This window comes from Mycobacterium sp. ACS4054 (assembly GCF_001667275.1).
In the GTDB taxonomy this organism is placed as follows: domain Bacteria; phylum Actinomycetota; class Actinomycetes; order Mycobacteriales; family Mycobacteriaceae; genus Mycobacterium.
This window is the reverse complement of record NZ_LZHV01000035.1, coordinates 18,375-29,388: the sequence shown is the minus strand read 5'-3', so window position 1 is coordinate 29,388 and position 11,014 is coordinate 18,375. Positions and strand designations below refer to the sequence as shown.

The 11,014-nt window shown below is 66.6% G+C and carries 11 protein-coding genes; 7 read left to right on the top strand and 4 right to left on the bottom strand.

What is annotated here, in order from left to right; translation table 11 throughout:
• Nucleotides 1-72: 72 nt before the first annotated feature.
• Nucleotides 73-801 carry a hypothetical protein gene (locus A5730_RS07755; protein WP_369829860.1) on the bottom strand — a complete coding sequence of 243 codons (729 nt, stop codon included), beginning with the start codon at nucleotides 799-801 and terminating at the stop codon, nucleotides 73-75.
• 350 nt (nucleotides 802-1,151) lie between these two features.
• Here A5730_RS07755 and A5730_RS07750 point away from each other — a divergent pair, with 350 nt between their 5' ends.
• On the top strand, nucleotides 1,152-2,252 hold the full coding sequence (locus A5730_RS07750; RefSeq protein WP_067897859.1) for a dihydrodipicolinate reductase: 1,101 nt from the start codon (nucleotides 1,152-1,154) through the stop codon (nucleotides 2,250-2,252).
• 19 nt (nucleotides 2,253-2,271) lie between these two features.
• Here A5730_RS07750 and A5730_RS07745 read toward each other — a convergent pair whose 3' ends face one another.
• Complete coding sequence (locus A5730_RS07745; protein WP_067897857.1) at nucleotides 2,272-2,871, bottom strand: TetR/AcrR family transcriptional regulator; 600 nt, start codon at nucleotides 2,869-2,871, stop codon at nucleotides 2,272-2,274.
• Nucleotides 2,872-3,084: 213 nt separating this feature from the next.
• Between A5730_RS07745 and A5730_RS07740 the strand changes: the two genes are divergently transcribed.
• The 3 genes from A5730_RS07740 to A5730_RS07730 all read left to right on the top strand — a co-directional run bounded on the left by A5730_RS07740 (nucleotide 3,085) and on the right by A5730_RS07730 (nucleotide 5,837).
• Entirely contained in the window at nucleotides 3,085-3,873 is a 789-nt protein-coding gene (locus A5730_RS07740) for an SDR family NAD(P)-dependent oxidoreductase (protein ID WP_067897855.1), read from the top strand.
• A 61-nt stretch (nucleotides 3,874-3,934) separates the two neighbouring features.
• Nucleotides 3,935-5,017, top strand: coding sequence for a dihydrodipicolinate reductase (locus tag A5730_RS07735; protein WP_067897853.1), 1,083 nt, complete (start codon nucleotides 3,935-3,937; stop codon nucleotides 5,015-5,017).
• Nucleotides 5,018-5,021: 4 nt separating this feature from the next.
• Nucleotides 5,022-5,837, top strand: a complete 816-nt coding sequence (locus tag A5730_RS07730) for a mycofactocin-coupled SDR family oxidoreductase (RefSeq protein ID WP_067897850.1) — start codon at nucleotides 5,022-5,024, stop codon at nucleotides 5,835-5,837.
• A 5-nt stretch (nucleotides 5,838-5,842) separates the two neighbouring features.
• On the opposite strand, the gene A5730_RS07725 is transcribed toward A5730_RS07730, so the two are convergent.
• A complete protein-coding gene (locus A5730_RS07725; RefSeq protein ID WP_067897848.1) occupies nucleotides 5,843-6,472 on the bottom strand; it encodes a TetR/AcrR family transcriptional regulator in 630 nt (209 codons plus the stop codon).
• A gap of 92 nt (nucleotides 6,473-6,564) precedes the next feature.
• Here A5730_RS07725 and A5730_RS07720 point away from each other — a divergent pair, with 92 nt between their 5' ends.
• Nucleotides 6,565-7,779, top strand: coding sequence for a cytochrome P450 (locus A5730_RS07720; protein WP_067897846.1), 1,215 nt, complete (start codon nucleotides 6,565-6,567; stop codon nucleotides 7,777-7,779).
• A 3-nt stretch (nucleotides 7,780-7,782) separates the two neighbouring features.
• Nucleotides 7,783-8,751 carry an SDR family NAD(P)-dependent oxidoreductase gene (locus A5730_RS07715; RefSeq protein WP_067897842.1) on the top strand — a complete coding sequence of 323 codons (969 nt, stop codon included), beginning with the start codon at nucleotides 7,783-7,785 and terminating at the stop codon, nucleotides 8,749-8,751.
• Here A5730_RS07715 and A5730_RS07710 read toward each other — a convergent pair.
• On the bottom strand, nucleotides 8,741-9,421 hold the full coding sequence (locus tag A5730_RS07710; protein WP_067897839.1) for a hypothetical protein: 681 nt from the start codon (nucleotides 9,419-9,421) through the stop codon (nucleotides 8,741-8,743). The two genes, A5730_RS07715 and A5730_RS07710, sit on opposite strands and share 11 nt — an antisense overlap.
• Before the next feature lie 80 nt (nucleotides 9,422-9,501).
• On the opposite strand from A5730_RS07710, the gene A5730_RS07705 reads away from it, so the two are divergent.
• Nucleotides 9,502-11,007, top strand: coding sequence for a carboxylesterase/lipase family protein (locus A5730_RS07705; protein ID WP_067897836.1), 1,506 nt, complete (start codon nucleotides 9,502-9,504; stop codon nucleotides 11,005-11,007).
• Nucleotides 11,008-11,014 lie beyond the last annotated feature (7 nt).

The window sequence follows — 11,014 nt, the reverse complement described above, 5'->3', positions numbered from 1 at the left end:
AGCGCAGGATCTCCCACAGATAAGCCACGATCCGACCTCCTTGGTGACGTAATCGAATTCAGCCCGCGCATGTCAGTCGGAGAACAGTTCTCGGTTGACGGTGTGCAGATACGGGATGGCGAGGAACGGGGTGATGTAGAAGATGTCGTAGAGCCACCAGCCGACGACCGGCAGCACGACGCCGGCGAAGCGCACGTCGGCGAACATGGTCATGTTGAAGACGTAGCCGATCCAGATGACCACGCCCATCCAGCAGGTGACCACCATCCACTGATGCCCCCAGCGCTTCATCTGCAGGAAGCCGATGGCCGCGGCGATGCGCATCGTGAACACGGTCAGGATGAGCCCGACTTCCCAGGCCTTTTCGCCCGGACCGGCCGCGCCGCCCACCCACAGCTCGTTGTAGTGCCAGAAATATCCGGCGTCGAACATGTTGCCCCAGCCGTTGAGCAGCACGCGGGCCAGCAGCGTGTGGTTCGCCACCAGGTCGAGCGCCCACCCGACGGTGTTGATGGCGGCGTCGATGATGACCAGGTAGCCAAGCAATGTGACCAGCATCGGCCGCACGGAGAGGCCATCCCGGTGGGCCCGGCGCAACAACCGGACCCCCCAGAGGAACAGCGGCAACCCGAAGACGCCCAGCGCCGCGGTGCCGATCAGCAGGCTGCCGGAGATCAGCCACTTGTCGGCCTGACGCTGCGCGCGTCGTGAGCGCTCCAGGTGTTCATCGAGCGCCAGCCCCGGCGGTGTCGGGCCGGTCGGGCGGGGGGCCGTGCCGACGCCGGGATCGCGCTGGTGCAGCTTGGGCAGATTCACGAATCCTCCCCGTCATCGTTGGTCGGCTCGTGCACTATAACAGGCTGACTGCAGTCAGCAGTAGTGCCTGGTGCGCCGGTGCCCATACCGTGGTGAAGCCGCCACCACGGGGGCGAACATCAACTGACATATGGAGTCTGACGCGGTGCCGCGTCGACGACGCGGGCAGCCGCGGTCGGCGGCCAGGGGTGGATCTACTGACGAGAGTCAGGATCCTGGTCGTTGACACGCCGTTCGGGCGGCGCCTACGCTCAGCGGGCGCTCAGCCGCTCCGGCCTGCGTGCCGCCGGCGAGAACGTAGTCCAAGAGCAGTCGGTGCATGCAAAGGAGTAGCGATGACGCTCAAACCGCCGGCCGGCAAGAAGTACCGCGTGATCCAGTGGGGCATGGGCAATGTCGGGACGGTGGCGCTCCGTCATTTCGCGCACAACCCCGCATTCGAGGTGGTCGGCGTGCTCTGCAACCGCCCGGAGAAGGTGGGCAAGGACGCCGGGGAGCTCGTCGGCGTCGCCCCGATCGGGGTGCTTGCCACCACCGACAAGACGGCGATCGAGGCGCTGGACGCCGATTGCGTCTTCTATGCGCCGCTGTGGTCGGATCCCGACGAAGTCTGTCGCCTGCTGCGGGGCGGCAAGAACGTCGTCGCCTCGGGCGGCGCGTGGTGGTTCCGGACGGAGCACAGCAAGGCCGACATCGACAAGATCGACGCTGCGTGCCACGAGGGCGGGACGTCGTTTCACGCAGGTGGTGTCAATCCCGGATTCGCCGGAGACCTGCTCGTTTTGACCCTGGCGCGCATCGTCAGCCGAATCGACGCGATCCACATCTACGAGGTGGTGAATTTCGGCAAGGACACCCTGAAGTACCTGCACGAGATGGGCATGGGGGACACCCCCGAGGAGTTCTCGGCCGGACCGAACCTGCTGGGCAACGCCTGGCCCCTGTTCGCCCAATCGATGGCCATGGTGGTCGACGGCTTTGGCAAGACGGTCGACAAATACACGACCGAGGTCGAGCTGGGAACCGCGACTCGCGACATCGGTTACGAGGGCGGTCCATCCAGTGACATGCCGGGCTTCAAGGGGACGATCAAGAAGGGCACCGTCGCCTCCCAGCACCACAAGTGGACGACGTGGGTCGACGGCAAGCCCTTGATCACGTTCCACGAGATGTACACGATGGACGAATACGATGCCATTGAGCCGCAACCGGATTGGGGCGGCCACTACCACTACCGCATCGTGATCGAGGGTGACGAGCCCACCGAACTGATCCTGCAGGCGCCCAGGGATCCGAGCGGCAATTACCCCAAGCCCGGCTACACCTGGACCGCGATGGGTCCGGCGAACACCGTTCCCGCTGTGTGCGAGGCCGCGCCGGGCTTTTTGACCCACAAGGAGCTCGGCTTGGTGCCGTTGCTGGGTGTGGTGCGGTAGTGGCGAAAGGCCTTGCCGGTCAGGGCTTTAGGCTGCGCAATGACCGGGCGACATAATCCTCGAGCAGCGCGTGCCCGGTCGGCCAGTGGTTGGTGGTGATCAACAGGGCATAGAGCCCCAGCAGAAAGAACACCGCGCTGTTCATCGGATCGACGAGCGGATCGGTTTCGCCGCGCTCCTGAGCCTGCGCGATCTCCTGGGCGACCAAGACGATCAAGGGGTGATCCCTGCCATCCTCGGTTTGCGGACGCGTCTGGGAAAAGTGCAGCGCCAGAAAGTCGTTGAACAGCCGATCGCCCAGCCGGCGCTCCAACCCGACGACCAAGCGGACCGCCTCGTTCAACGCCGAAGCGAGATTATGCTTGGACTTCAGAAATTGCGCGAACTGCTTGGCGATCCGGTCCTCTTCGCGGCGCTCCAGCTCGAGGAGCACATGCTCCTTGGTGGGGAAGTGAAAGAAGAAGGTTCCGTGGGCAACCCCCGCGGCGGCCACGATCGCGCTGACGTCGGCCTCGGCCATCCCGGCCCTGGCGAACTCCGCGATCGCGGCGCCCATCAGGCGCTCCCTGGTCTGCAGGCGCTTCGCCTCGCGTGCCGACAGCCGATCGGTGACAGCCATTTGCGTTCCTCACGGTTGACCTGACTCATACAGAAGTTTCGAGGTTAGTCCAGCCCATTATGCCGCGTCCCTGCCAAAAAGGCTTGCACAACTTGTCCATTCTTAAGTCACCCTCCTGGTCAGGGATCGCGGTCGCGATACTTCATTGACTTTAGTCAGTATCATTCATAGATTGAACGACGCACAGCACACCCAGGATCGAAGGGGTCCGGCATGGCATTGGAGCAGTTCCGGCTGGATGGACAGGTCGCGATCGTCACGGGTGCCGGAAAGGGCGTCGGGGCGGGCATTGCCCGGGTATTGGCGGAGGCCGGGGTCACCGTAGTCGGTACCGCGCGCACCGAGGCGGACATCGTCGGCACGATTGCGGGGATCGAGGCCGCCGGCGGCAAGGGTCTGGCCCTGGTTGCCGACGCGATGAGCCGCCCGGACGGGGAACGGGTCGTCAACACGGCGATGGAGCGCTTCGGCCGCATCGACGTTCTGGTCAACAACGTCGGTGGGTCGACGTACGCGCGGTTCCTGGATATCACCGACGAAGACTTCCGGCACACCTTCGACTGGTGCGTGACGTCGGCCTTCATCATGAGCCAGCTCGTCGCCCCGCACATGCTCAGTTCCGGACACGGTTCCATCATCAACATCTCGTCGGGCTCGGCGCGCTTCGGGATCCGTGCGCTGACCGCCTATTGCGTCGCGAAGGGCGGCCTCGAAGCGCTAACCCGCGCGATGGCACAGGAACTCGCGCCGAAGATTCGCGTCAATGCCATCGCCCTGGGTTCATTCGCCACCGACGGGCTGAAGGGCAGCCTGGACCTGATGCCCGGGTCGCTGGAGAAGATGCAAGAGGCCACGCCCCTGCACCGGCTGGGCGACGTCGAGGATCTCGGTCGCTTGGCGGTGTATCTGTGCACACGCGATTGTTACGCAACCAACGCGACCTTCCACGTGGACGGCGGCATCGAGTCGAACAATTCACCTTTGCCGATACCCGATTACTGACCTGCGTTGCGAGCGAACGCGTCATGATGGGGCGTCGGCACCGCTGGAAGGACGAAGTACCGTGCGCAGAGTCATTCAATTCTCCACCGGGAACGTGGGCCGGCACTCGTTGCGGGCCATCATCGGCCGGCCGGACCTCGAGCTCGTCGGCGTGCACGCCGCGAGCCCCGAGAAGGTCGGCCAGGACGCGGCGCGGCTGTGCGGACTCGACGAACCGACCGGGATCATCGCCACCGACGACGTCGACGCCCTCGTGGCTCTCGGCGCCGACTGCGTGGTGTACACGTCTCAAGGCGAAACTCGCCCGATGGAGGCTGTCGAACAGATGGCCAAATTCCTTGCGGCCGGCACCAACGTCGTCGGCACCTCAATGGTCTGGCTGGTCACGCCCCGCCATGCCGACGACTGGCTGCGCGATCCGTTGGAGCGTGCCTGTGCGGCCGGCAACACCTCGCTCTACATCAACGGCATCGACCCCGGCTTCTCCGGCGACACCCTGGTCCATTCGGCGGTCAGCCTGACGACACGGGTCTCCTCGATCACCGTGCAGGAGATCTTCGACTACGGAAACTATGACGACGCCGAGTTCACCGGCGCCGCAATGGGCTTCGGGACGACGCCGGACGACGACTCGCCGATGATGTTCCTCCCGGGGGTGATCGTGTCGATGTGGGGCGGTCAGGTCCGCAGCCTGGCGGACAATCTCGACATCAAGCTGGACGACGTGCGCCAGCGGGTCGAACCGTGGTACACGCCGGAACGAATCGAATGCACGATGATGACGGTGGAGCCGGGGCAGATGGCCGCGGTGCGCTTTGCCACCGAGGGCGTGATCGATGGCAAGCCGGTGATCACCCTCGAACACGTGACCAGGCTTACCCAGACCGCGGCGCCCGACTGGGAGTTCCCGCCCGACGGGCACACCGGCGTGCACCGCGTCGTCGTGGAGGGCGAACCCCGAGTCGAGATCAACACGCACGTCTCGCATCCGGTGCTGGATTCCACTGACGCCGGCTGCATCTCGACGGCGGGCCGTGCCGTCAACGCGATCGACTGGGTGTGCCGCGCGCCCCGAGGACTGATCGCGGTGGAGGACATCCCGCTGTCGGCGACGATGCGCGGCCTGATGTGGAACGAGCGGTAGCCGGGTGACCTCGAGCCCTGGACGCGTTGCCGGTAAACGCTTTCTGATCACCGGCGCCGCGCGCGGCATGGGCCGCGGCCACGCGCTACGGCTCGCCGAGGAGGGCGCGGACCTCATCCTGGTCGACCTCTGCCGATCCCTGCCGGAGGTGGAGTATCCGCTGGCGACCGAGGACGATCTCACCGAAACGGTAAGTCTGGTCAGGGATTTGGGCCGGCGCTGCATCGGCCGCGTCGTCGATGTGCGCGACGAGGCGCAATTGCGCTCCGTGGTCGACGACGGCGTCGGCGAATTGGGCGGCCTCGACGGCGCGGTGGCCAATGCCGGCGTGCTCACGGTCGCGTCCTGGGACAAGACGACCGCCGATCAATGGCGCACCGTGGTCGACGTGAATCTGATCGGGGTGTGGAACACCTGCGCCGCCGCGATACCGCACCTGCTCGAACGGGGCGGAGGGAGCCTGGTCAACATCAGTTCGGCCGGTGCCATCAAAGGCTTCCCGCTGCAGACGCCCTACACGGCGGCCAAGTACGGCGTCGTCGGCTTGACGCGGGCGTTGGCCAACGAACTCGCGGCGCAGAACGTGCGCGTGAATACCGTGCTTCCCACGGGGGTTCCCACCGGGATGGTTCCGCCGTCGTTCGGACCGCTCCTGGGGGAGCAGCGCCCCGACCTGATTCCGATCTTCGTCAACGCCATGCCGACACCGGCCGTGGAGCCCGCCGACGTCAGCAGCGCGGTGCTGTTCCTGCTGTCCGATGAGTCCCGATACGTGACCGGGCTGGAATTCAAGGTCGACGCCGGGGTGACGATCAACTAAACCCCTTACAGCGGCCAGCTATTCGAGTCGACCTCGTAACGCAGCGCCGCCGCCGGCGGCAACGGTAGCCGCTCGTTCACCGCTATCGCGTCAACCATCAGCGCGACATACCGCCGCCAGCCGTCGCTGCCCGGATCCATTGTGGACAGCACACCGAAGAGCATGGCGATCAGGCGGGGCAGGTCGTCGGCGACGAGGTCCGCGCGGACCCGGCCCATCCGCTGGCCTTCGAGCATGAGGTCGCCCAGCGCCTCATTGAGCGACGCCGAGATGTCGGACGACAACGAACCGGCGCGGCGTGCGGCGGTGAGGAGGTTGTGCTCGCGCGCCCCCAGCGCGATCGCCGCTTCGATCAGTTGGGTGAGGCCGCACAACGGGTCGTCGGCGCGGCGGGCCTTGTCGATCGCCGGCGTGAGGTCCTCGGCGATGCTTTGGTCGAGCGCGGCCAAGACCAGGTCGACCTTGGTCGGAAACCTGCGGTAGAGGGTCCGCTCACCGACCCCCGCGCGGCGTGCGATCGCCTCCACCGGCGCGTCCGGCCCCAATTCCCCGTACACGTCTCGCGCCGCGCGCAGAATGCGCTCGACATTGCGCGCCGCGTCCGCCCGTAACGGGCGGTCCTCAACCGCGGTCATGGTGACAGCGTAACTGACGGTTGACTGCCACCTGGGCGGGCTTTACCCTCTATAACTGGCAGACATCTGACAGTTAATAGGAAACACCGTTCATGTCAACAACTTCCGAGGTGCGCCCCGGCGCCGATCTTCCGGTGCTGCCCATCGCCCGGCCCGCCCGCTGTCCGCTCGCGCCCCCGGACGAGTTCGTGCGGTGGCGGGAACAACCGGGGCTGAGAAGGGCGCTGTTCCAGGGCAACCCGGTCTGGGTGGTCAGCCGCTACCGAGACATCCGGGCGGCGTTGGTCGACCCGCGCCTGTCCGCGAAGACCATTCCCGACGCGATCATGCCGAAGGACGATGACAACAAGGTCCCGGTGATGTTCGCGCGGACCGACGACCCCGAACATCACCGGTTGCGGCGCATGCTGACCAGCAACTTCACCTTCAGGCGTTGCGAGTCGATGCGACCGCACATCCAGGACATGGTCGACCACTATCTGGGCCGGATGGTCGCCGGCGGCGCGCCGGCCGATTTGGTGCGCGAATTCGCCTTGCCGGTGCCGTCAATGGTGATCGCGCTGTTGCTGGGCGTGCCGCCCGAAGACCTCGAACTCTTCCAACGCAACACCACGACCGGGCTGGACCAGAAGTCCACCGATGCGGAAAAGGGCCAGGCGTTCGGGGCCATGTACGCCTATATCGAGGAGCTGGTGGAACGCAAAGAACGCGAACCCGGCGACGACCTGATCAGCCGCCTGGTCACCGAATACGTCGCGACCGGCCAACTCGACCATGCCACCACGGCCATGAACGCGGTGATCATGATGCAGGCCGGCCACGAGACCACCGCCAACATGATCTCCCTGGGAACGGTTGCGCTGCTGCAACATCCGGACATCTTCGACCGGCTCGGAAAAACGGATGACCCTGCCGTCGTCGCGAACATCGTCGAAGAGCTCATGCGCTACCTCACCATCGTGCACAGCCAGGTCGACCGCGTGGCAACCGAAGACCTGGTGATCGGCGGGCAGCTGATCCGGGCCGGGGAGTTCGTCATGATGAGCCTGCTCGCCGGGAACTGGGATCCCGAATTCGTCGACGATCCCGAATCCTTCGACCCCGGCCGAAACAGCCGCGGGCACTTGGGCTTCGGGTACGGAGTGCACCAATGCATCGGGGCGAACCTGGCCCGCGTCGAGATGCAGGTCGCATTCACCACGTTGGCGCGCCGATTGCCCGGGCTCGCAATTGCGGTGCCACCGGAAGAACTGAAATTCAAGGCCGCCAACATCTACGGCATGAAAGAACTTCCGGTGAGCTGGTAGACGATGTCGACGAACGAGCTGCGATTCGACGGTCAGGTCGCCGTAATCACCGGTGCCGGTGGGGGGTTGGGTCGGCAATACGCGTTGCTGCTGGCCTCCCGTGGTGCGCGCGTCGTCGTCAACGACATCGGCGGCTCCGTGACGGGGGAGGGCGCCGACAGTCAGGCGGCCGACGCCGTCGCCGAGGAGATCTGCCGGCTAGGCGGCGAGGCCGTCGCCGACAGCCACAGCGTGGCCAGTCCCGAAGGCGCGCAGTCGATCATCGACACCGCACTGGACACCTGGGGTCGAATCGACATCCTGATCAACAACGCGGGCATCGTCGGTGACGCGCCGTTCGAAGACATGACGCCCGACCGGTTCGAACCCCTCCTGGACGTGCACCTGAAAGGTGCCTTTCAGGTGACCCGACCCGCGTGGCGAGCCATGCGCGAGCGGCGCTACGGCCGGGTGCTCAACACCTGCTCGGCGGCCGGAATCCTTGGTGCCGAACGCATGAGCAACTACGGCGCGGCCAAAACCGGGTTGATCGGCTTCACCCGGGTGTTGGCGGCCGAGGGGGCCGACCACGGCATCAAGGTCAACGCCATTGCGCCGATCGCCTACACGCGGATGCTCACGCATTCGCTCGGCGGCGCCGGGGAACCCGACGATGCGGCGGCCCGCGCGCTGTTGGACGACCTTGTCGGCCAATACCTTCGGAGGCTGGACCCGGCGCGGGTGGCCCCGGTGGCCGCCTTCCTGACGCACCGGGACTGCCCGGTTTCCGGCGAGATCTACACGGTGGGAGCCGGACATGTCGCGCGCTTCTTCATCGGCAGAACAAGAGGATTCTTCGATCCGGAGCTGTCGGTGGAGGGTGTGCGGGACCATTTCGAGGCGATCCGCGACGAATCCGGATACACGATTCCGGGCGGGCCGGCCGACGAGATGGCCGAGTTGTTCGCGACCATCGCGAGGGTCAGCAGCTGAACGCCGTGCCGATGCCATCCGGCGCGGGGGCCGGCCGCAGGCAGCCGAACGGCTCGACGCCCGCGGGGCTCAATCGTGCCGCCGACTGGTGTGCGTAGTTCACGCAATACAGACCGGTTTCGTCGGCGCGGCAACGGTAGTCGCCGAACGACAGCGAATCGCCGTTGGCCAGTTCGGGACCGTTGCCGTTGAGGAACGGGCCGGGATCGGCGCGCGCGGCGCCCACCTGCAGATTCTGTCCGTCGAAGGTCACCCACCCGCCCTGCCAAGCGCCGTAGGCGGTCGGGGGCGCGGGCGGCGGATTGGTCAGGCTCACCAGGCAGAGCAGTGCGCCGGCGGTGTGCCTGGAATCCGTCATGCAGGAATTTTTGCCGGCCACCGCGCTGAAGGCGATGTCGGCGCCGAGTGGCGTGGTCACCCCCTCGCGGGTCGCGCTGTGATACCGACCCGGATCCGCGGGGTGACCAGCTTCGATCCAGCCGATGACGTCCGATATTGGCGCCTTGGCGCTCGGCGCCCCTGGCGGCGTGCCGCCGGATGGCGGGGTGGTGTTCGTCGGCGAGAAACCCGAAACCGGCGTCGTGTTGGGCGGCTGGCGCGGGCCACCCACGACCGTGTGGGAGCACCCGGCGACCAGGACCGACGTGGCGAGCAGCGCGGCAATCCGCATCCCGTCAGGCTAACCGCCAGGTACGGAAAAATAAGGCGCTGCGCGCGCGTTACGGCCGGCACGTCGGCTAACGTCGGGTTATGCATCAGCGCACGGTCCGTGCACGCACGACCATCGGCACTGTGGAGGGATTCACCCGCGACGGCGTCCACCGCTGGCGCTCCATCCCGTACGCCCGGCCGCCGGTCGGGTCCCTGCGACTGCGGGCGCCCCAACCGGCACAGCCGTGGTCGGGTGTGCGGCACTGTCACGGCTTCGCCAACTGCGCGCCCCAACAGCGGCGCTACACCATGCTCGGGGTGGGCCGCTATCAGCCGATGGGCGAGGACTGCCTCACCCTCAACGTCGTGACCCCCGACGCCCCCGTCGAAGAGCCGCTGCCCGTGATGGTCTTCATTCACGGTGGCGGCTACATCCTGGGCAGCTCGGCGACGCCGCTGTACGACGGCGCGGCGTTGGCGCGCCGCGGATGCGTGTACGTGTCGGTGAACTACCGGCTGGGCGCGTTGGGATGCCTGGACTTGTCGTCGCTTTCGACCCCGGACATCACCATCGACAGCAATTTGTTCCTGCGCGATCTGGTGCTGGCGTTGCGCTGGGTGAAAGACAACATCTCCGCGTTCGGCGGTGACCCGGAGAACGTCACCATCTTCGGCGAAAGCGCCGGCGCGCACATCACCGCCACCCTGTTGGCGGTGCCCGCCGCCGAAGGCCTGTTCGCCCGGGCCATTTCGGAAAGCCCGGCCTCCGGCATGGTTCGGTCGTCGGAGACGGCTGCGGAATTCGCGGTGCGCTTCGCCGAGCTGCTGGGCGCGCGCCCGGAGAACGCCGCCGAAACGCTGATGAAGGCGTCCCCGGCGCAGTTGGTCGATGCCCAACACCGGCTGATCGACCAAGGGATGGAGGACAGGCTGGGTGCCTTCCCGATCGGGCCGGTCGCCGGCGACGACGTCGTGCCCGTCGATCCCGTCGAGGCGATGCGCCGGGGCAACGCCCACCGGGTGCCGCTCATCGTCGGCACCAACGCCGAAGAGGGGCGCTTATTCACCCGTTTCCTCAAGATGCTGCCGACCAATCAAACGATGATCGAGGAGCTGCTGGCCGACGCGGAACCGGCTGCGCGCGAACGCATCACCGCCGCCTACCCCGATTATCCCGCGCCGTCGGCGTGCATCCAGCTCGGCGGCGACTTCGCCTTCGGGTCGGCCGCCTGGCAGATCGCCGAGGCACACAGCGCGCACGCGCCCACCTACCTGTACCGGTACGACTACGCACCCCGCACGCTGCGCTGGTCTGGCCTGGGCGCCACGCATGCCACCGAGTTGCTGGCCGTCTTCGACGTCTATCGGACCCGCTTCGGTGCGCTGTTGACCGCGGCCGCCGATCGGCGGGCCGCGCTGCGAGTCAGTAACCAGGTGCAACGGCGCTGGCGGTCGTTCAGCCACAGCGGCGCGCCGGGCCACGACTGGCCCGCCTACACCACCGCCGACCGCGCCGTCATGGTCTTCGACCGCAAGAGCCGCGTCGAGTTCGACCCACATCCGCACCGCCGAATTGCCTGGGACGGCTTCTCCCTGACGCGGTGACCTGGCA

Excerpts from the sequence above, each read along its gene's own strand:
- A5730_RS07750 (WP_067897859.1), top strand. The coding sequence starts at position 1,152 with ATGACGCTCAAACCGCCGGCCGGCAAGAAGTACCGCGTGATCCAGTGG.
- A5730_RS07745 (WP_067897857.1), bottom strand. The coding sequence starts at position 2,871 with ATGGCTGTCACCGATCGGCTGTCGGCACGCGAGGCGAAGCGCCTGCAG.
- A5730_RS07740 (WP_067897855.1), top strand. The coding sequence starts at position 3,085 with ATGGCATTGGAGCAGTTCCGGCTGGATGGACAGGTCGCGATCGTCACG.
- A5730_RS07725 (WP_067897848.1), bottom strand. The coding sequence starts at position 6,472 with ATGACCGCGGTTGAGGACCGCCCGTTACGGGCGGACGCGGCGCGCAAT.
- A5730_RS07720 (WP_067897846.1), top strand. The coding sequence starts at position 6,565 with ATGTCAACAACTTCCGAGGTGCGCCCCGGCGCCGATCTTCCGGTGCTG.
- A5730_RS07715 (WP_067897842.1), top strand. The coding sequence starts at position 7,783 with ATGTCGACGAACGAGCTGCGATTCGACGGTCAGGTCGCCGTAATCACC.
- A5730_RS07710 (WP_067897839.1), bottom strand. The coding sequence starts at position 9,421 with ATGCGGATTGCCGCGCTGCTCGCCACGTCGGTCCTGGTCGCCGGGTGC.
- A5730_RS07705 (WP_067897836.1), top strand. The coding sequence starts at position 9,502 with ATGCATCAGCGCACGGTCCGTGCACGCACGACCATCGGCACTGTGGAG.